Raw genomic sequence first — 19,847 nt, forward strand, 5'->3', positions numbered from 1 at the left:
AATGCCCTCGTTCGCTCCCGAGTACGTCGACCTCGTCCTGAATGACATCTTCGAGGACGCCAAGCGCCTCTTCCTCGTCCAGCTCCGGGCCATCGACTACGCCCACCTCGTGATGCTCACCGAGCAGGGCATCGTCGCCCGCGACGCCGCGCGCCTGATACGCGCCGGCCTCGATCGCATCGACGAGGACCACGTCCGGACCGTCACCTTCGACGGCACCTACGAGGACCTGTTCTTCTACCTCGAGCAGATCCTCGTCGACGCATGCGGACACGAGATCGCGGGGCGCCTGCACACCGCCCGCAGCCGCAACGACATCGACATGACGATGTACCGGATGCGGCTCCGACAGGCGGTGCTCGAGGCCGCGGTGGCGGTGGAGGAGCTGCGGGCGTCGCTGATCGAGCTGGCCGGGCGGCACGTGCACACCGTGTATGCCGCGCACACCCACACGCAGCCGGCGCAGCCGAGCACCGTCGCCCACTACCTGCTCGCGGTGGTCGAGCAGCTCGGGCGCGACCACCAGCGCCTGCGCGCGGCGTACGCGAGCGTCAACCGCAACCCGCTCGGCGCCTGCGCGATCACCGGCACGGGCTTCCCGATCGACCGCGAACGGACCTCGGCGCTGCTCGGCTTCTCCGGCCCGACCGGCAACACCTACGGCAGCATCGCGACGGTGGACTACCTGCTCGAGGCGACGAGCGCGCTGTCGGTGCTGCTGGTGGGCACCGGCCGGTTCGTGCAGGACCTGATGCTCTGGTGCACCGCCGAATTCGGCTACCTGCGGCTCTCGGACGGCTACGTGCAGTGCAGCAGCATCATGCCGCAGAAGCGCAACCCGGTGGCGCTCGAGCACGCGCGGGCGCTCGGCAGCAAGGCGTTCGCCCAGGCGCAAGCGGTCGCGGTGACCGTGCACAACACGCCCTTCGGCGACATCGTCGACACCGAGGACGACCTGCAGCCGCTCGTGGCGACGGCCTTCCGTGACGGGATCCGGGCGATCCGGCTGGTGGCCGGCGCGATGTCGCAGGCCACCTTCGACGTGGCGAAGATGGCCTCGCGCGCTGCCGAGGGCGGCACGACGGTGACCGAGCTGGCCGACACGCTGGCGCGCACGCACGCGCTGCCGTTCCGGGTGAGCCACGAGGTGGCGGCGCACTTCGTCGCCGGTCGCCGGCAGCAGCCCGAGGCGCCGCTCGTGGCGGTGCTCGACGCCGCGACCACCGCCGTGCTCGGCAGGACCCTGCCGTACACCGAGGAGGAGCTGCAGCACGTGTTGAGCGCGCGGCACTTCGTCGAGGTGCGTCGCACCCTCGGCGGGCCGTCGCCGGAGCGGACGACCGAGGCCCTGGCGGCCGAGGCCGCGAGCCTGTCCGCCGATCGCGCCTGGACGACACGCACGCGGAATGCGCTGCTGGAGGCGTCGCGCGGGTTGCGCGAGGCCGTGGAGGCCCTGTGACCTCGAGCGAGTCCCGACACCAGAAGACGGCGACGTCGGCGATCTCGGTGATCGTCGTCGAGATCGTGACCCTGCTCGCGCTGTTCGCGTTGCAGCAGGCCTTCACCCGCTAGCCATGCACCCCATCGACTGGATCATCATCGGCGCCTACCTGGCGTGGATCATCTGGACCGGCGTCGAGCACACGCGAGGCAGCAAGGAGATCGAGGGCTACTTCCTCGGCAACCGCAGCAACCCCTGGTGGGCGGTCGGCCTCTCGGTGATGGCGACGCAGCTCAGCGCCATCACGATGGTCGGCACCACCGGGCAGGGCTACGCCGACGGGCTGCGCTTCGTGCAGTTCTACTTCGGCCTGCCGCTGGCGATGGTGATCCTCTCGGTCACGGCCGTGCCCTTCTTCCATCGGGCGAAGGTGTACACGGCCTACGAGTACCTGGAGCGCCGGTTCGACATCAAGACGCGGACGCTGACGAGCGCGCTGTTCCTGGTCTCGCGCGGCCTCTCGTGCGGCACGATCATCTCGGCGCCCGCGGTGATCCTGTCGATCATCATGGGCTGGAACCTGACGCTCACGGTGCTGCTGATCGGCATCCCGACGGCGATCTACACCATGCTCGGCGGTGTGCAGGCGGTGACGTGGACCGACGTCAAGCAGATGTACATCATCGTGTTCGGCCTCGTCGCCGTCGCGATTGCGCTGGTCGTCGGCCTGCCTGCGGACGTGAGCCTCGGCGACGCGCTCACCGTGGCCGGCGCCACCGGCCGGATGCAGGCGTTCGATTTCCGGTTCACGCTCAACGAGACCTACACGTTCTGGTCGGGCCTCATCGGTGGCCTGTTCCTGATGCTGTCGTACTTCGGGTGTGACCAGAGCCAGGTGCAGCGCTACCTCACCGCGAAGTCGGAGCAGGAGGCGACCTCCTCGCTCTACATGAGTGCCTACTGGAAGATTCCGCTTCAGGTGCTCGTGCTGATGATCGGCGTGCTGGTGTTCGTGTTCTACCTGTTCAACCAGCCGCCGATGCTGTTCAACCCGGTGCACGAGGCAAAGGTGAAGGCCAGCCCACAGGCTGGCGCGTACGCCGCCGCCGAGCAGCGGTTCGACACGGCCTTCGCGGCGCGCCGCGAGGCGGCGACCATCCTGGCCAGAGTCGAGGAGCCGGTCGCGCGCGCCGCCGCGGAATCGACCTTTCTCGCCGCCGATGCCGACCTCAAGGCCGTCCGCAAGGAAGCCACGGCGCTGGTGCAGGAGGTGACCGGAGACAAGGCCTATCGCGACGTGAACTACGTCTTCCCGACCTTCGTCACCACGCACCTGCCGATCGGCCTGATCGGCATCATCCTCGCCGCCATCATGGCCGCCGCGATGTCGAGCATCGCCTCCGAGCTCAACGCGCTCGCCACGACCACCGTCATCGACTTCTATCGCCGGCTCGTGAGGCCGGAGGCGCCCGACGCGCACTACCTGCACGTCTCGCGCATCGCCACCGGTTTCTGGGGGATCTTCGCCTGCGTCGTGGCGCTGTTTGCAACCAACCTGGGGTCGCTCATCGAGGTGGTGAACCGCTTCGGCTCGTTCTTCTACGGGTCAATCCTCGGCGTCTTCATGCTCGCCATGCTGACGCGCCGCGCGTCGGGCACCGGCGCCTTCGTGGGGCTCATCGGCGGCATGTCGCTGGTCGCGACGGTGGCCTTCACGCGCCCGGAGATCTCCTTCCTGTGGCACAACGTCATCGGCGCCGTCGGCGTGGTCGTCGTCGGGCTGCTGGTGAGCGTGGTCGTGCCGGCGCGACAGGCGGAGCCGGCCTCGTGAGTCGTCGCCTGCTCGCGGCCGCGTGCATGGCTGCGAGCCTGTGGTCGGTGCCGGCCCGGGCCCAGGACCCCGCGCCGGCCCCCCCGCCACCGCCGGAGGCGAACAAGATCACGCGTGTCGAGCGACAGCGGTTCTGGACCGGGCTGGCGGTCGGCGCCGGGTGGGAGAAGGTCTTCACCACCGCCGGCCACGTGTCCAACCCGTTCCCGTACCGCTTCCTGTTCCGCGCCCCCTCCAAGAGCGGCTGGGCGATCTCCCCGCTGTTCGGCTGGTTCCGGGCCGACGTCGACGCCGTGGCCCTCGCCCGACCGACGACCCCGATGGGCCGGCTGACGGTACGGCCCGTCCTGGTGGGCGTGCGGCGTACGTGGGTCCAGCACCCGCTCAGCTACGACGTCGCGCTGGCCGCTGGCCCGTCCTTCAACAGCTTCAAGGTCGCCGACGAGATCAAGCCCGACCTCGCCCTCGGTTCCGGCGCCATCACCGGCGACGCCAACATCTCGTTCGCCTGGCGCCTGCAGGGGAGCCTGTGGCACGACTTCAACGAGAAGTTCGCCATCCGCGGCAACGTCGCCTACGCCTGGTGCCAGCCCGAGATCACCTTCAGGTCTGGCGCCTCGGGGCGCCGCATCACCGAGAACGCCAACGCCGTGACGATCGGCGCTGGCCTGGTGTATCGGATCTTCTGAGCCGGGAATCGGGAGTCGGGAATCGGGAGTCGGGAGTCGAAGGGCTTCCCCGAGACTCGGCCGTCGCGCCCCTCGCGGCGGTCACCTCGCCTCTCGCTCGTCACGCGCGTGCGCCGCGCCGTCCCTGCGCCCTTCCTGATCGCGTAATAACCCGAACGCTCGCGCTCGCGCCTCGTCTCCTCTGCCACATCCATCACGGAGGACTCGATGCGACAGGTCAGCCTGCTGCAGGTCGGTATCGGTACGTTCGCCATGTTCGCAGCCCTCTGTCCGGCGCCCGCACTCGCGTCTGCGCCCGGCATCGAGGGGCGATGGATCGGCGGGTTCGAGAACCGCAACACCGTGGTGACCGTCGATGCGACGTTCACGACCACGGACTCGCTGTCGGGCACCATCGCGCTCCCGCAGCGCGGCGAGGCGGGCATCCCCTTGCGCGCGGTCACCCAGCGGGGCCGCTCACTCTCCTTCGAGGTGCCCGGGCAGCAGGGCAACCTTCTCTTCGAGGGCCGCCTGGAGGGCGAGGGACGACTGCAGGGCAACGTCCGCCAGGGCTATGCCTACGCCCGCTTCGAGATGCTGCGCCTGGCCGAGCCGACGCCCACGCAGATGCAGGGGGTGTACGGGACGTACGAGTGGGCGCCCGGCAAGGTGCTGCTCGTGGCCCCCGGGCAGGACGCGCCCGTGTACGTGGACTACGAGTCGGGGCGCACCGGCATGCTGTTCCCCATCAGCGCCGACGAATTCGTCGCCGGCCCGTCGCTGTCCACGGGCTATCCCGTCGAGGTGCGCATCCGCGCCCAGCGTGATGCCGACGGTGTCGCGCGGCGCATCGAGTACGCCCGCCGCGGCCACGTCGTCGCCGCGCAGCGCCGCGAGTTCTATACCGAGCAGTTCGTGCGCTATGCCAGCGGCGAGGTCAGCATCGCCGGCAGCCTGCTGCTCCCGGCCGGCCCCGGTCCCCATCCGGCCATCGTCATGATTCACGGGTCGGGCGCCGTCACCCGCGACACCCTGCGCCCGTTCGCCGATCACTTCGCCCGCAACGGCGTCGCCGTGCTCATCACCGACAAGCGTGGGACGGGCGTCTCGACCGGCCGATGGGCACGCGCCACGTTCGACGACCTGGCCGACGACGCACTGGCGGGAGTGCGGTACCTGAGGTCGCGGTCCGACATCCAGGCCTCGGCGATCGGGCTGCATGGCATGAGCCTCGGTGGGTGGGTCGCCCCCCTCGCGGCGGTCAGGTCCCCGGATGTCGCGTTCGTCATCGTCGAGTCGGCGCCGGTGATGACGCCGCTCGAGCACGAGCGGCTGCGCGTCGAGTCGACGATGCGCGCCGACGGGCAGAAGGGCGAGGCGATCGCGGCCGCGGTCGCCTTCATGGACCAGAAGTTCGAGGTCGCCCGCACGGGCGAGGGCTGGGATCGGCTCGAGGCGGCCATCGGCACGGCGGCGCGGGGCGGCTGGCTGTCCTACGTCAACGCGCCGACCTCGCTCGACTCGCTCCGCTGGAACTGGGAGCACGTGTTCTCGTACGACCCGCTGCCAGTCCTGAAGCAGCTGACCGTTCCGATGCTCGTGCTGTACGGCGAACTGGACTCCATCGTGCCGCCGCGCGTGCATCGCGCGCGGATGGAGCAGGCGGTCCGCGAGGCGGGCAAGGCCAACGTCACGATCCGCGAGTTCGCCCGCGCCAACCACGGCTTCTTCCAGGCGATCACGGGCGGCAAGCAGGAGCAGCCGACCCTGGGCGGCTTCGTGGCCGGCTACTTCGAGACGCGCACGGACTGGGTGCGGGCGCGATCCCAGGAAGCGGTGATGGCGGCAACCGAGCTCCAGTAACTACAATCGCGGCATGCGCCGCCGACAGTTCGCCCTGGCCCTCGCGGCCGTGCTCGGCACCGTCGTGCCGGCGCGCGGCCGCCTCCCGCGCGCGGCCGCCGACCCCACCCTGCCATGGGTGACCCTCTACGAGCAGGCACTCGTCGCGCTGGCAGGCGCCGATGTGGCGGCGGCGGTCGAGGCGGTCGCGCGAGCTGCCCGGCGGGCGCCGCCCAACCATCCCTTCATCCTCCATGCGCAGGTCCACGCCGCGGCGCGGGCGGGGCGCTACGACGAGGCGTTCGCCGCGCTCGGCCTGCTCGCCGACAAGGGCATCGCCGCGGACGTGCTGGTGTCGCCCTCGTTCGAGGTCCTGCGCGACCAGCCGCGCTGGCCCGAGTGGCAGGAGCGATTGCAGGCACTCGTCGCGCCGGCGCAGCACAGCGTCGTCGCCTTCCGCCTCAACGAGCCCGACTTCTTCCCGGAGGCGATGACGTACGACCGGGGATCACGCCGGTTCCTCGTCGGCAGCCTCTACAAGCGGAAGGTCGTGGTGGTCGACGAGGTGACGGGGCGCGCCGCCGACTACGCGACGTCGCGCGAGGCCGGCTTCCTGGGGGTGCGCGGCCTCGAGGCCGACAACACCAGGGGGGCGCTCTACGTGTTGAGCGCCGGCGGACCCGAGATGCAGGCGTATGCGCCAGCCGACGAGGGGCAGTCGTACCTGCATCGGCTGCAGTTGTCGTCGGGGCGGCAGGTCACGCGGCTGGCGCCGCCGCTGGCCGCTGGTGGACATCGCCTCGACGAGATCGTGCAGGCGCCTGACGGCGCGCTCTACATGACCGACGCGCGCGCCGGCGTGCTGTATCGCTGGCGCCCGGGCACCAGGGCGCTCGAGCCCTTCGTGCGCCTGGACCCCGACCTGCGTCCTGCCGGCCTGGCGTGGAGCGGTGACGGACGGGCGCTGTACGTCGCCCACCTCGAGGGCGTGTCGCGGGTGATGCTCTCGACGAGGGCCATCGAGCCGGTGGGCCATCCGGCATCGGTCACGTTGGTCGGCATCGACGGTCTGGCGACACACAAGTCGGACCTGGTGGCGGTGCAGAACGGCCTGCCTGGCCTGTCGCGCGTGGTGCGCCTGCGACTCACGCCGGACGGCCTCAACGTCCGGGCGCTCGACGTCCTCGACGCCAACCTCCCCGACCACGACATGCCCACGGCCGGCGTGGTGGTCGGTGACGGCTTCTACTACATCGCCAACAGCCAGATCCGCCGCTTCACTGCGCCCGGCGTTCCTGCCTCGATGGACACGCTGCAGAAGCCGGTCATCAGGCGCGTGAACCTGGCGAGCTGAACGAGGGACAAGGTAGTTGTCCCTCGTCCCTTGGCTACATCCCGCCAATCGGATCGCCTGCCGGCGTCGGCAGCAGCTTCTGCGGCGTGTAGGGGGAGAACGGCCGTGCCTGGTACCGCGTCACCATGTCGCGCAGTGCCGCGGCATGCGCGACCCACTCGGGGCTCGCTGGCGTGGCCGTGCCGCGGGCCATCGTGAGCATCTCGAGCTGGCCGACCTGCTGCTGCGCGATGGCGCGCACATCGGCGGCAGCGGACTCGTTGGCGCCGAGTTCCATGAGCCGCATCGCGAACACCGTCTGCGCGGCACGCAGCGCCAGGGCTGCCGCATCCTCTCGACCGCTCGCCGGCCGCAGCGCCGTGCGCATCGCCTGGATCACCTCGTGCAGGCCCGGGTTCTTCGCGTCGCGCGCGTGGAACTCCACCAGGCGCGCGGCGCGCTCGGGATTGAGCAGGCCGGAGATGGTCAGGTCCGCGGCGATGGCCGCGGCCGACGCCGGATCGAACGTGAGGCCGGTGCGGCGCGGGAACATCTCGGTGTTGTAGCCGCCGAAGGCCTCCGTCCGCGGCTGCAGCAGCGCCAGGATTCGATCGGGCACCACCAGCACGTCGGGCGACAACGTCGCGAGCAGGGCGTCGAGCGCGGCGCGCTGCACCTCGGGAGCCACGATCCGCGTGGCGGCCGGCGCCGGCGCTCCGCCCTTGCGCACGGCGTAGGTGTAGAACTGTCCGCCCACCGACTTCACCGTCGCCTGCACCTGGTAGCGATGGTGGAGATAGAGCGGCAGGAACTGCTGCTCCAGGAAGCTGAGCGAACGGCCCTCGGGGATGTTGCCGATGTCGAACGTGCCCATCGCCAGGGCGCGCACGGCGAGTTCGTGCTTCAGGTTGGCGATCGGGTCGCTGCCGTTGTCCCACAGGCTGGCCAGCGGGTGCGCGGCGCCTGCCGGCCTCGCGTCGTTGTCGGCGATGAACAACAGGCCTTTCGCGGTGGCCTCGTCGACGAGGCGCGCGAGCTCGGCGGCCTCGTCGGCGCCCGGCGCGAACTGGCTGTACGCGTACTTCACCGCGAACTCGTCGAAGGCGCCGACGCCGACGCCGTATGCCTCCGACAGGTCGACCTTGCCGTTGGTGATCTTCGCCATCGGCGCCGGGTAGTCCATCACCGAGGCGCGGCCGTAGGTGCTCGCGGCGAAGTTGTGCGTGAAGCCGAGCGTGTGTCCCACCTCGTGCGCCGACAGCTGGCGGATGCGCGCCAGGGCCATCGCCGTCGCGTCGGTGCTCGGGTCGAGGGCGGCGAGGTACTCGGCGTCGGGCGAGTCGCCGGCCGCGCAGGCGAGGGCGCCCGCGACAGGCGCGCCGGCCGCGTCGTTGCCGGCCTGCGCCGTCAGCCCGGTGCCGAGCATGATGTCCTGTCGCACGCGCAGGGAGCCGAGGCTGACGTTGCCCTTGAGGATCTGGCCGGTGCGCGGATCCTCGACGGCGGCGCCATACGACCAGCCGCGCGTCGAGCGATGCACCCAGTTGATCATGTTGTAGCGGAGGTCCATCGGGTCGGCGTCGGCCGGCAGCACCTTCACCTGGAAGCCGTTGCGGAAGCCCGCCGCCTCGAAGGCCTTCGCCCACCACTGGGCACCCTCGACCAGCGCCGTGCGGATCGGCTCCGGCGTGCCGTTGTCGACGTAGTACACGATGGGCTCGACCACGTCGCTCACGGCGGCCGCGGGATCCTTCTTCTGCAGGTGGTGCCGCAGCGCCCAGTGCTTCTCGATCGGCGCGGTGATCGGCGACGCGTAGTCGTGGAACATCAGGTCGATGCCACCGGCGCGCGGGTCGGCGACCCGGGGCCTGAAGGGGTGCGTCGCGAGGTCGGGCAACTCGACGAACGAGTGGTGCTGGCGCACGGTCACCGCCGCGCCGGTCGGCGTCACCTGGCTGACGAGCGGCCCTGGCGACGCCTCGGTGACCAGGGTCACCACCGCCTCGACCTCGCTGTTCTTCGGGAAGGCCCTGGTGCGCGGCAGGTAGAGCGCCGTGCGTGAGCCGTCCACGCGGTAGGCGCCCTGGCCCGACCCGCGCAGCCGGTCGGAGACGCCGTGCGCGTCGCGCAGCACGAAGTCCGTGGCGTCGACCAGCACGCGCCCCCCCTCCTGCGCCTCCACCTTGAACCCCCAGAGCACCGACCGCGCGAACGAATCGGCCACGGCCTGCCGTTCGGCGGCATCCTCGGTCAGGGCGCGGAAGCGGTAGTTGGCCTGCGTGAGCAACACCTTCGGGCCGACGCGCTGGAAGGTCACCACCGAGGTCGGGCCGAGTTGTCCGCGATCCAGCCCCACCGGGTTGGAGCCGAGGCCTGCCGGCAGCGACACCTGGTAGAGGAACTCCTGGTCGAACCGCGAGATCTCCAGGTACAGCCTGCCCGAGGCCTCGTCCCAGTACATCGGCACGAAGCCGTCCATCCGCGTCCACGCCTTCGTGCGCTCTGCGAGCGTGGCGGGCGCCGTTTGCGCGACGGCCGGCGGGGCGATGCCGGCGGCGGTGAGGACGGACAGCGTGATCAGCAGCGCGCGTGTGTGGGTGTGCATGCGAGTGGTGGCGTCCGGTCCTGTCCGGCCGTCTGGCCGTGGGACGAGTCCCGCGGCGACGTCTCCTGAAGGATCAGCGATTGGTGGCGCTCGTCGCCGGACGGGTCGGCGCGGACTTCACGTGCGTGTCGAGCCAGTCGAGCATCTCGGCAACGGTGTGCAACACCGACTCGCGTGCCGCGTAGCCATGCGCCTCATGGGGCAGGGTCACGTACCGGACGGTGGCGCCGTGTCCCTTCAGGGCCATGTAGAAGCGCTCCGACTGGATCGGGAAGGTGCCCTGGTTGTTGTCGGCCTCGCCGTGCGTCAGCAGGATCGGCTCCTTGATCCGGTCGGCGTACCAGAACGGCGACATGCGCGCGTACACCTCGGGGACCTCCCAGAACGTCCGTGACTCCGACTGGAAGCCGAACGGCGTGAGCGTGCGGTTGTAGGCCCCGCTCCGTGCGATGCCGGCCCGGAACAGGTCGGTGTGCGCGAGCAGGTTGGCCGTCATGAAGGCGCCGTAGCTGTGGCCGCCGACGGCGATCCGATCGCGATCGGTCACGCCGCGCGCCACCACCGCGTCGACGGCGGCCTCGGCGCTCGCCACCAGCTGCTCCACATAGTGGTCGTTGGCGGTCTCGCCTTCGCCGACGATCGGCATCGACGGATCGTCGAGGATCGCGTAGCCCTGCGTGAGCAGCAGCAGGTGCGAGGCGCCTCGGACGACGTCGAACCGATACGGCGAGCCGCTCACCTGGCCGGCTGCCGCGGCACTGGTGAACTCCTGGGGATAGGCCCACATCAGCAGCGGCAGTCGGGTCCCGGCGGTGTAGCCGGCCGGGAGGTAGAGCGTGGCGCTCAGCGCGACGCCGTCCTTGCGCGTGTAGCTGAGGCGCTCCTTGGTGACGCCGCGCAGCTGTGGCGCCGGGTCGGCGAACGACGTGAGGGCGAGCCTGGCGCCATCTCCGGCCCCGCCCTGGCCGAGCGTGCGCAACACGTAATTGGGCGGTGACGTCCTGGACTCATGCCGCGTCAGGATCCGGCTGCCGTCGCGCGTCACCACGGCGACGACCTGCTCGTACTGCTCCCCGCTGCTGCGGAACAGGCGCGTCGCCGTGCCGGTGGCCAGGTCGAGCCGGTCGACGAACGGCCGGTCGCCCTCGGGCGAGGCGCCCTGCCCGAGCAGGTAGATGCCGCCGTCGTGCGTCAGCACCGTGTCCTGCCCGGGCAGTCTGTACGGAGTGCCGGGATTGGCGTAGGCGTCCTCGGCCGAGCGCTGCGAGAGCACGCGGACGGTGCCGTCGCGGGCCACCAGGGTCAGCCGCGTGCCGCGTGTCGGCCGGTCGAACTCGCTGACGAGCGCCTGCCCATCCTCGGTCCACGCCACGCCCACGCACCGATGCTGGGTCTGGTGCCAGGCCACCGGCGCCATGCGGCTGGGCACCGTCAGCGCCATCAACCGATCGCGGTGCGCGGCCGTCGCCTTCGGGTTGCCGCCGTCGAGCGCCTCGACCCACGTCAGGCGCGCCGGCTGCGTCGGATCCCAGTCGTACCGGCGCGGACCCGTCGGCACGCCATTGATCGGCACGGCGTCGGCCAGCGGGAGCTTCGCAAGTGAGTACACCTCGGCGCCGCCCATGTCGATCACGCGCACGTGCTTCGGGAAGTCGTCGTAGGGCACCAGCCGCGAGAACGGGCGCTCGATCGACTCGACGAGCAGGAACCGTCCGGAAGGCGCCGGGCTGACCATGGTGTACTGACCGGCAGCCCCGACGATGCGCGGCGTGCCACCGGCGGCCGGGATCACGGCGATGGTGCTCGTCGTGTACCAGGTGAACAGCGCTTCGTCGTGTGCGCTCGTGAGCAGGTCCTGGTAGGTGCGCACCGGCGCCGGCGTGCCGCGGGTCTCCTGCACGTTCGGCCCGGCGGGCGCGCGTGGCGCCGTTGGCATCGCGCCGCGGTCGGCGGGAACGGTCAGGCATGCCAGCGACCGGCTGTCGGACAGCCACGAGCACTGCACACCGAGCGGCGCGCTCAGGCGGACGTCCGGCACCTGTCGCGCACTGGCCGCGACCGGATCGACCAGCCACAACTGCACATGGTCGGCGCGCACCACGGCGACGGCGTAGCGCGAGCCATCCGGGGCAAAGCCGATGGGCAGCAGGCGATCGGCAGCGTCGAGCGCAATCGCGACGGGGCGCGGTGCACGTCCGTCGAGCCCGGCCACCGACAGGGCGGCATAGCCGATGCCGCCGACCGGAGCGCCCGACGCCGCGGCGAAGCGCGCGCCGGCGAGACGGCGCACCGGCTCGGCCAGTTCCGCAATCGTCGGCATCGCGCGTGCCTGCAGCAGGAGCAGGCGATCGCCGGTGGGCGACAGCTGCGCGGTCGGCACCGGGGGCGCGTCGAGGATGGCCGGGATCGGCTCCGGCGGCACGCGATAGCCGGACGCCGGCTGCGCCTGTGTCGGTGACGTGATCGCAAGCGCGGTGAGCGTGAGCGCGCCCAGCCAGGAGCGGGTCATCAGTGGCCTCCGGAGAGGCCGGGATTGTAACATCCGCCCCCATGGATCGTCGGCAGTTCCTCCAGCACACCGTCGCCGGCACCGCCGTGCTCGCGACCGGCTCACATCCGCGCGCCCAGCCCGTCCTCGCCCAGGAGCCGCCGCGGGTCACGAGCGCGCCGCTTGCCGTCGGCGAGGAGGTGGCCGAGCGTGACGTGGCCGATCTCCGCCGCGGGCTCGAGTCCGGCCAGCTCACGGCGCGGGCGCTCACCCAGGCCTACCTGCGGCGCATCGATGCGCTCGACCGGCAGGGGCCGACCCTCAACAGCGTCATCGAGCTCAATCCCGACGCGCTCGAGATCGCCGAGCGGCTCGACATCGAGCGGAAGGCGGGCAAGGTCCGCGGGCCTCTGCACGGCATTCCGGTCCTGATCAAGGACAACATCGACACCGCCGATCGGATGAAGACCACCGCCGGATCGCTGGCGCTCGTGGATGCCCGGCCGCTCGCCGATGCCGGCCTGGTCACCCGCCTGCGCGAGGCCGGCGTCGTGATCCTCGGCAAGACGAACCTGAGCGAGTGGGCCAACTTCCGGTCGGAACACTCGACCAGCGGGTGGAGCGGCCGCGGCGGGCTCACCCGCAACGCGTACGCCCTCGACCGGAACGCCTGCGGATCGAGCTCCGGGTCCGGCACGGCCGCCGCCGCGAGCCTGTGCGCCGTCGCCGTGGGCACCGAGACGGACGGCTCGATCATCTGCCCCTCGTCACGGTCCGGCCTGGTGGGCATCAAGCCGACCGTCGGACTGGTCAGCCGCAGCGGCATCATCCCGATCTCGGCCACACAGGACACGGCCGGGCCGATGGCGCGGACCGTCGCCGACGCCGCGGCGCTGCTGCAGGTGCTGGCCGGCACCGACGCCCGCGACGCGGCCACCACGGCGCAGCGGCGTGCCAGGGACTACACCGAATACCTGCAGGCCGACGCGCTGCAGGGCAAGCGGATCGGCGTGATGCGCAACTTCTTCGGGTTCGACGCGCGCGTCGACGCCCTCATGGAGGACGCCATCAAGGCGCTCGAGGCGGCCGGCGCGGTCATCGTCGACAAGGCCAACCTGCCGACCCGCGGGCAGTTCGGCGACGCCGAGTACGAGGTGCTGCTGTACGAGTTCAAGGCGGGCGTGAACGCGTACCTCGCGACGCTCGGGCCGTCGGCGCCGATGAAGACGCTGCAGGACCTGATCGCGTTCAACGAGGCGCACGCGAAGGAGGAGATGCCCTACTTCGGACAGGACATCTTCCTCGCGGCCCAGAAGAAGGGGCCGCTGACCGACAAGGCGTATCTCGCGGCGAAGGCCAGGGCCGCGCGCCTGTCGCGCGCCGAGGGCCTCGACCGGGTGTTCGCGCTCAAGAAGGTCGACGCCCTGCTGTCGCCCAGTGGCGGGCCGGCGTGGCTCACCGACCTCGTGAACGGCGACTATGGGACGGGCGGCAGCTCGGGGCCGGCCGCCGTGTCGGGCTATCCGAGCATCACGGTGCCGGCGGGCCTGGTGCGGGGGTTGCCGGTCGGCGTGTCGTTCACCGGTCCCGCGTGGTCCGAAGGCGCGCTCATCGCGATCGCGTACGCCTACGAGCAGCGCACGAAGCTGCGGCGCCCGCCGCAGTATCTGCCGAACGCGCTGGTCTAGGCCCGCTGTGGTGGGGACGCCTCGCTGAGGCGTCCCCACCACGAGCGTGCTACCTGAACTCGATCTCGAGCTTCTCGACCTCGTTGATCTTGATGCCCTTCATGCCCTTGAGGGCGGTCTTGATCTCGGTCAGCGACGGGTTGTTCCCGAGCTTTTCCATCTTCTCGAGGCCGGCAGGATCGGCGAACAGCTCGCCGAACGCGACGTCGAACAGCGTCACGCGCTTGCCCTGCACGTGCGTCGCGTTGGTGCGCACCAGCGCGCCGACCGGTTCCACGGCGATCGCCACCCGCATGTCCTTGAACATCGGCGCCAGCATCGCGAGCATCTCCTTGGGCATCTCGGGCTGGCCCTCGGCCTTCTTCGCCTCCGGCTTGCGCTTGGCGTCGGCCTTGGCCAGCTCGTCGAGCATGTTCATCGTCAGCATCGACGAGCCCGCGCCGCGGCTGAACTTGATCGGGAGCGGCTCGCCCTTGCCCGTCGCCTTCGCGCCGCCCTCGTCCATGTCGGGCAGCGCCGTGCTCACCTTGAGCGTGTTGAAGTCCTTGAACGCATAGACCGCGCGCACGCCCTTCATCTCGCCCTGCGTGACCGGTTCGCTGGACACGAACGTGACGCCCTCGCCGAGTTCGGCGGCCTGCGCCTGCAGCTTCTCCTTCGAGAAGATCGTCGTCGGGTCGATCTTGGGCGCCGCGGCCTTGTTGTCGCCGCCGCCCATCATCCCCATCATGCCCATCGCCGAGCTGTTGATGAGCATCGTCTGCTCCATCGTGCCCGAGCCGTCGGCCTTGATCTTGATGACCGAATCGATCGAGATGCAGCCGACCGCCACCGAGGCGACGAGGGCCAGCAGGGCCATCTTCACGTAACGCATGCATGTTCTCCCGGGCCCGGAGGCCCTGCTTCCGCCCGTCATCTTGCCGTCGGAACGCGGATGGTAAGCTGCCGGAGGCCGATGTTCTCGACCCGCCTGCCTTCCTCGCTCGTGCCGTCTCCGCTGGCTGCCGCGGTGGCGGCCCGGCGCGCGCGCCCGGGGCGGCTCATCGACCTGACGCAGTCCAATCCTACGACGGCAGGGGTGGCATATCCGGAAACGCTGGCCGCCGCCTGGTCGAACGTGGCGGCCCTGCGCTATGCCCCCGATCCACGGGGTCTGGCCACCGCCCGCGCCGCCGTGGCCGACTGGCACGCCTCGGTCGGCGATGTCATCGACGCCGACCGCCTCATCCTGACGGCGAGCACGAGCGAGGCGTACTCCCACCTCTTCAAGTTGCTCTGCAACCCGGGCGACCGTGTCCTGGTGCCGTGCCCGAGCTACCCGCTGTTCGAGCACCTCGCACAGCTCGACGCCGTGGCCGTCGACAGGTACACCTTCCGCGATGCCGGCCGGTGGGAACTCGACCAGGCGGATCTGCGCGACCGCATCACCCCACGCACCCGCGCGCTCGTGGTCGTGTCGCCGAACAACCCGACGGGATCGGTGCCTTCGCCCGCAGAGTGGGCGGCGCTGGCCGACGCCTGCCGCGCCCACCGCCTCGCCCTGATCGTCGACGAGGTGTTCGCGGCCTATCCACTGGCTCCCGGCGTGGACTACGTGCGCACGCCGCGCCTCGACGATGTGCTGACCTTCAGGCTCAATGGACTGTCCAAGCTCGTCGGCCTGCCACAGGCCAAGCTGGGCTGGATCGTCGTCGAGGGCCCTGACGGCCTCGCTCGTCAGGCGCTCGAGGCGCTCGAGCTGATCGCCGACACGTACCTCTCCGTGTCCACGCCCGTGCAACTGGCCGCGCCGACCCTGATCGCCGACGGGGCGGTCGTACGCACGGCCATCGCCGCGCGGCTGCGCGCCAACCTCGCGCACCTGATGACCCGCGTCGCCGGCACCGCCGTCGACGTGCGCATGCCCGAGGGCGGATGGAGCGTGGTGCTCCGCGTGCCCTGCGTGGGCGAGCCCGACGATCTCGCGCTGGCCCTGCTGGCGCGCGACGTCGTGGTGCATCCCGGCTACTTCTACGACCTGCCGCACGACGGATACCTGGTGCTGAGCCTGCTCGCGCCGGAAGCCGACATGCGGGCGGGCCTCGACGTCCTCTGCGGGCTGCCCCTGCTGCAGCCGGCCTGATCCCGACCATGCCCTATCCGTCCCTCGGCCGCCGCGCCGGCCTGCTCCTCCCGCTGTTCTCCGCGCGCTCGACGCGCAGTTGGGGCATCGGCGACATCGCCGACATGACTCGCCTCGGCCCCTGGCTCCGCGCCTCGGGACTGCGGTTGCTGCAGGTGCTGCCGGTCAACGACATGGCCACCGGGCAGACCTCGCCGTACTCGGCCCTCAGCGCGATGGCCCTCGAGCCGCTGTACATCGCGGTCGACGAGGTGCCCGACGCGCAGGCACTCGGCGATGCGGTCTTCGAGTCCGGCACGCGCCCGGATTTCGCGGCGCTCAACGCCTCGCCGCGGGTCGCGTACGAGGAAGCGATGGCCCTCAAGGAAGGCGCGCTGCACCGGGCCTTCCTCCGGTTCCGCGACCACGAGTGGAGGCGTGACTCGGCGCGCGCCGGCGACCTGCGCGCCTACCTGGCCGAGCAGGCCTGGTGGCTCGACGACTACGCGTTGTTCCGCGTGCTCCACGATCACCACGAGGCGCGGGCGTGGTGGGACTGGCCGGCAGGGCTGGCCTCGCGCGACCCCGAGGCGCTCGCCGAGGCGCGGACCGTGCACGCCGAGGCCGTGCTCGAGACCTGCTGGCTGCAGTGGGTGGCGCAGCGGCAGTGGGAGCAGGCTCGACGAGATCTCGACGGCATCGCCCTGGTCGGCGATCTGCCCTTCATGGTCAGTGCCGACAGCGCCGACGTGTGGTCGCACCAGCACCTCTTCTCGCGCGAGTACACCGTCGGCACGCCCCCCGACGCCTTCTCTGAGACGGGCCAGGACTGGGGCCTGCCCGTGTACCTGTGGGACGAGATGCGCGCCGACGACTTCGGCTGGCTGCGCGCCCGTGGGCGGCGCATGGCGGCGATGTTCGACGGCTTCCGCATCGACCACCTGGTGGGCTTCTACCGCACGTACTGGCGGCCGCTCGACGGCGCCGCTCCCCGCTTCGTGCCTGGCGAGGAGGCGGAGCAGCGGGCGCTCGGCGAGGCGGTGATCGAGGCCTTCGCGTCGGCGGGTGCGGCCCTCATCGCCGAGGATCTGGGCACCATCCCCGACTTCGTGCGCGAGTCGCTCCAGCGACTCCAGCTCCCGGGCTACAAGGTGATGCGCTGGGAGCGCGACTGGCACGCCGAGGGGCAGCCCTTCCACGATCCCGCTGCGTACGGACCCACCTCGCTGGCGACCACGGGCACGCACGACACCGACATGCTCGCCGACTGGTGGGACACGGCCACGGCGGAGGAGAAGACGGCACTGCTCGCGATTCCGGCGCTCGCCGGGGCCGGTTTCACCCCCGAGCAGCCGTTCGACGAGGCGATCCGCGACGCGCTGATCGCCACGCTGCTGCAGTCGGGATCGGACCTGGTGATCTTCCCGCTGCAGGACCTCTTCGGCTGGCGCGATCGCATCAACGTGCCCGCGACCGTCGGCCCCGGGAACTGGAGCTGGGCCTCACACATCCCCGTCGACCGGCTGCTCGACGATGAGCAGGGACGCGAGCGCGCCGAGACCCTGCGCGCAATGGTCGACGCGTCAGGGAGGTAGGCGTCGGCCTTGGCCGACGCCCAGCGAATCATCACTGACTGTCGACCTGAAGGTCGACGGCTACACATCAACGGCCTCAGCGACAGATCACCGACCGTCGCGCAAGCGCGACGGCGACATTCGCGAAACCGACGGTCACACATCAGGAACGCATGGAAGAAGAAGTCGGCCCCGTCCGTGCGCCCGAACTCGATGGCGCAATCGCCTGGCTCAACACGCCAGCGCCGATCACGCTCGCGCAATTGCGCGGGAAGGTCGTCCTGCTCGACTTCTGGACCTACGGCTGCATCAACTGCCTGCACGTGCTGCCCGATCTCCAGCGTCTGCAGGCGAAGTTCCAGGACGAGCTCGTGGTCATCGGTATCCACGCGGCCAAGTTCGACAACGAGCGCAGCACCGAGAACATCAGGCGCACGCTGCAGCGGCTCGGCATCCGGCACCCGGTGGCCAACGACGCGGCGTTCCGCATCTGGCAGGCCTACACGGTGCGGGCGTGGCCCACGCAGGTGCTGATCGACCCGCGCGGCTACGTGGTCGGGACGGCGACGGGTGAAGGACACGGCGCGCAACTCGAAGAGGTGATCGGCGCCGTGGCGACGGTTTTCGAGCAGGAAGGCCTGCTCGATCGCACACCACGTCCGCTGGCGCCGGTGGACCGCGCCGACGACGGCCCGCTGGCGTTCCCGGGGAAGGTGCTCGCCGACGAGGCCGGCGGCCGACTCTTCATCGCCGACACGCAGCACCACCGCATCGTCGAGACCGACCTCGACGGGCGTATCGGTCGCGTCTTCGGCACGGGCACGCCGGGGCGTGACTACGGGCCGGCCGACGCCGCGCAGTTCCAGGAGCCGCAAGGGCTCGCCCTCGCTGGCGACACGCTGTGGGTGGCCGACGCGGGCAACCACCTCATCCGACGCATCGACCTGGTGAGCGGGATGGTCAGCACGGTTGCCGGGACGGGGCGCCAGGCGACGTGGCAGCAGTCCGACGGGGGCGCGGCGCTCGAGACGTCCCTCAACTCGCCGTGGGACCTGGCGTGGGACGGACGGCTGTTGTTCATCGCGATGGCCGGCCCCCATCAGGTATGGCTGCTCGACCCGGCGCGCGGTCTGGTGCTGCGGTATGCCGGGACCGGGGCAGAGGGGCGTGCCGACGGCGACGTCGACGCCGCGGCGTTCGCGCAGCCGTCGGGCCTGGCCATCGACGGCCGGACGCTCCTGGTCGCCGACGCGGAGGCCAACATCGTGCGCGCAGTGGCGCTGCCGCCCGAGAACACGGTACGAACCCTGGCCGGCGGGGATCTCTTCGAATTCGGCGACGTCGACGGGGAGGGCGACGCGGCCCGGTTCCAGCACCCGCTCGGGCTGGCGGTGTCGGAGGGGCAGGTCCTGGTCGCCGACACGTACAATCATCGGATCAGGCGCCTCGACCCCGTGTCGGGGCGGGTGACGCGGTGGGTCGGGTCGGGACGTCCCGGACACGTGGACGGCGCGCCCCACCAGGCCTGCTTCTACGAGCCAGGGGGCCTGTCGGCATCGTCGACCCACGTGTACGTGGCCGACACGAACAACCACGCGGTGCGGGTGATCGAGATCGCCTCGGGCGAGGTCCGCACGCTCCGCATCACGTAGGCGTCGGCCTTGGCCGACGCGAGTAGCACGCTGCAGAACACGTGGCCGTCGACGTTCACGTCGACGGATGGCAGTGGTTCGTGGCCGTCGACCTCCAGGTCGACGGAACATTCACTCAGGAGAGGACACACAGATGATTCGTACGTCGAAGGCGCAGTGGAACGGTGGGCTCAAGGACGGCAACGGGACGGTGAAGCTCGGGAGCGGCGCGTACGAGGGGCAGTACTCGTTCACGTCGCGTTTCGAGAGCGGCACGGGCACCAACCCGGAGGAGCTCATCGCCGCGGCGCACGCGGGGTGCTTCTCGATGGCGCTGTCGGCGGGCCTCGGCAAGGCCGGCATCAACGCGACGCGCATCAACACCGAGGCGAAGGTGAATTTCGAGAAGGTGGGTGATGGCTTCAGCATCACCCGCATCGACCTGGTGACCGAGGGCGTGGTGCCGGGCATCGATCAGGCGACGTTCCTCGAGCACGCCGAGGCGGCCAAGAAGGGCTGCCCGATCAGCCGCGCGCTCGCGTCGGTGGAGATCACGCTCGACGCGAAGCTGGTCTCGTAGTCCCGAAGCTCCGGGCTTCAGGCTCAGGGCTCAGAGAGCATTCTGAGCCTTGAGCCCTGGGCCTC

General features: G+C 70.7%; 13 protein-coding genes. 10 read left to right on the forward strand and 3 right to left on the reverse strand.

Annotated features, from left to right (window positions below; all coding sequences use genetic code 11):
* Window position 1 precedes the first annotated feature (1 nt).
* The 5 genes from argH (at window position 2) to TBR22_RS02200 (ending at window position 7,136) form a co-directional block, all read left to right on the forward strand.
* A complete protein-coding gene (argH, locus tag TBR22_RS02180) occupies window positions 2–1,459 on the forward strand; it encodes an argininosuccinate lyase (RefSeq protein ID WP_239491315.1) in 1,458 nt (485 codons plus the stop codon).
* A gap of 115 nt (window positions 1,460–1,574) precedes the next feature.
* Window positions 1,575–3,272, forward strand: coding sequence for a sodium:solute symporter (locus tag TBR22_RS02185; RefSeq protein ID WP_239491316.1), 1,698 nt, complete (start codon window positions 1,575–1,577; stop codon window positions 3,270–3,272).
* Entirely contained in the window at window positions 3,269–3,961 is a 693-nt protein-coding gene (locus tag TBR22_RS02190; protein WP_239491317.1) for a hypothetical protein, read from the forward strand. Before TBR22_RS02185 ends, TBR22_RS02190 begins: the two co-directional genes overlap by 4 nt.
* A 207-nt stretch (window positions 3,962–4,168) precedes the next feature.
* Window positions 4,169–5,803: a S9 family peptidase gene (locus tag TBR22_RS02195; RefSeq protein WP_239491318.1), complete on the forward strand. Its 1,635-nt coding sequence runs from the start codon at window positions 4,169–4,171 to the stop codon at window positions 5,801–5,803.
* A 13-nt stretch (window positions 5,804–5,816) separates the two neighbouring features.
* Window positions 5,817–7,136 carry an SMP-30/gluconolactonase/LRE family protein gene (locus tag TBR22_RS02200; protein ID WP_239491319.1) on the forward strand — a complete coding sequence of 440 codons (1,320 nt, stop codon included), beginning with the start codon at window positions 5,817–5,819 and terminating at the stop codon, window positions 7,134–7,136.
* 34 nt (window positions 7,137–7,170) lie between these two features.
* Here the strand turns inward: TBR22_RS02200 and TBR22_RS02205 are convergent, their stop codons facing one another.
* Window positions 7,171–9,720, reverse strand: coding sequence for a zinc-dependent metalloprotease (locus TBR22_RS02205; RefSeq protein ID WP_239491320.1), 2,550 nt, complete (start codon window positions 9,718–9,720; stop codon window positions 7,171–7,173).
* Window positions 9,721–9,793: 73 nt separating this feature from the next.
* On the reverse strand, window positions 9,794–12,229 hold the full coding sequence (locus tag TBR22_RS02210) for a prolyl oligopeptidase family serine peptidase (protein ID WP_239491321.1): 2,436 nt from the start codon (window positions 12,227–12,229) through the stop codon (window positions 9,794–9,796).
* Between the two features lie 41 nt (window positions 12,230–12,270).
* On the opposite strand from TBR22_RS02210, the gene TBR22_RS02215 reads away from it, so the two are divergent.
* On the forward strand, window positions 12,271–13,896 hold the full coding sequence (locus tag TBR22_RS02215) for an amidase (protein WP_239491322.1): 1,626 nt from the start codon (window positions 12,271–12,273) through the stop codon (window positions 13,894–13,896).
* Window positions 13,897–13,945: 49 nt separating this feature from the next.
* On the opposite strand, the gene TBR22_RS02220 is transcribed toward TBR22_RS02215, so the two are convergent.
* Window positions 13,946–14,770 carry a hypothetical protein gene (locus TBR22_RS02220; protein WP_239491323.1) on the reverse strand — a complete coding sequence of 275 codons (825 nt, stop codon included), beginning with the start codon at window positions 14,768–14,770 and terminating at the stop codon, window positions 13,946–13,948.
* An 81-nt stretch (window positions 14,771–14,851) separates the two neighbouring features.
* Here TBR22_RS02220 and TBR22_RS02225 point away from each other — a divergent pair, with 81 nt between their 5' ends.
* The 4 genes from TBR22_RS02225 to TBR22_RS02240 all read left to right on the forward strand — a co-directional run bounded on the left by TBR22_RS02225 (window position 14,852) and on the right by TBR22_RS02240 (window position 19,782).
* Window positions 14,852–16,018 carry a pyridoxal phosphate-dependent aminotransferase gene (locus TBR22_RS02225; protein ID WP_239491324.1) on the forward strand — a complete coding sequence of 389 codons (1,167 nt, stop codon included), beginning with the start codon at window positions 14,852–14,854 and terminating at the stop codon, window positions 16,016–16,018.
* Between the two features lie 8 nt (window positions 16,019–16,026).
* Window positions 16,027–17,592 (forward strand): 4-alpha-glucanotransferase, encoded by a 1,566-nt coding sequence (gene malQ, locus TBR22_RS02230; RefSeq protein WP_239491325.1) that lies wholly within the window; start codon window positions 16,027–16,029, stop codon window positions 17,590–17,592.
* A gap of 152 nt (window positions 17,593–17,744) precedes the next feature.
* A complete protein-coding gene (locus TBR22_RS02235) occupies window positions 17,745–19,223 on the forward strand; it encodes a thioredoxin-like domain-containing protein (RefSeq protein WP_239491326.1) in 1,479 nt (492 codons plus the stop codon).
* A 133-nt stretch (window positions 19,224–19,356) separates the two neighbouring features.
* A complete protein-coding gene (locus TBR22_RS02240) occupies window positions 19,357–19,782 on the forward strand; it encodes an OsmC family protein (RefSeq protein ID WP_239491327.1) in 426 nt (141 codons plus the stop codon).
* Window positions 19,783–19,847 lie beyond the last annotated feature (65 nt).

The organism is Luteitalea sp. TBR-22 (assembly GCF_016865485.1).
Classification (GTDB): domain Bacteria; phylum Acidobacteriota; class Vicinamibacteria; order Vicinamibacterales; family Vicinamibacteraceae; genus Luteitalea.

What these genes read in the sequence shown, in the direction of transcription:
- TBR22_RS02220 (WP_239491323.1), bottom strand. Translation starts at nt 14,770, where the DNA reads ATGCGTTACGTGAAGATGGCCCTGCTGGCCCTCGTCGCCTCGGTGGCG.
- malQ (WP_239491325.1), top strand. Translation starts at nt 16,027, where the DNA reads ATGCCCTATCCGTCCCTCGGCCGCCGCGCCGGCCTGCTCCTCCCGCTG.
- argH (WP_239491315.1), top strand. Translation starts at nt 2, where the DNA reads ATGCCCTCGTTCGCTCCCGAGTACGTCGACCTCGTCCTGAATGACATC.
- TBR22_RS02215 (WP_239491322.1), top strand. Translation starts at nt 12,271, where the DNA reads ATGGATCGTCGGCAGTTCCTCCAGCACACCGTCGCCGGCACCGCCGTG.
- TBR22_RS02185 (WP_239491316.1), top strand. Translation starts at nt 1,575, where the DNA reads ATGCACCCCATCGACTGGATCATCATCGGCGCCTACCTGGCGTGGATC.
- TBR22_RS02240 (WP_239491327.1), top strand. Translation starts at nt 19,357, where the DNA reads ATGATTCGTACGTCGAAGGCGCAGTGGAACGGTGGGCTCAAGGACGGC.
- TBR22_RS02235 (WP_239491326.1), top strand. Translation starts at nt 17,745, where the DNA reads ATGGAAGAAGAAGTCGGCCCCGTCCGTGCGCCCGAACTCGATGGCGCA.
- TBR22_RS02225 (WP_239491324.1), top strand. Translation starts at nt 14,852, where the DNA reads ATGTTCTCGACCCGCCTGCCTTCCTCGCTCGTGCCGTCTCCGCTGGCT.
- TBR22_RS02200 (WP_239491319.1), top strand. Translation starts at nt 5,817, where the DNA reads ATGCGCCGCCGACAGTTCGCCCTGGCCCTCGCGGCCGTGCTCGGCACC.
- TBR22_RS02205 (WP_239491320.1), bottom strand. Translation starts at nt 9,720, where the DNA reads ATGCACACCCACACACGCGCGCTGCTGATCACGCTGTCCGTCCTCACC.
- TBR22_RS02195 (WP_239491318.1), top strand. Translation starts at nt 4,169, where the DNA reads ATGCGACAGGTCAGCCTGCTGCAGGTCGGTATCGGTACGTTCGCCATG.
- TBR22_RS02210 (WP_239491321.1), bottom strand. Translation starts at nt 12,229, where the DNA reads ATGACCCGCTCCTGGCTGGGCGCGCTCACGCTCACCGCGCTTGCGATC.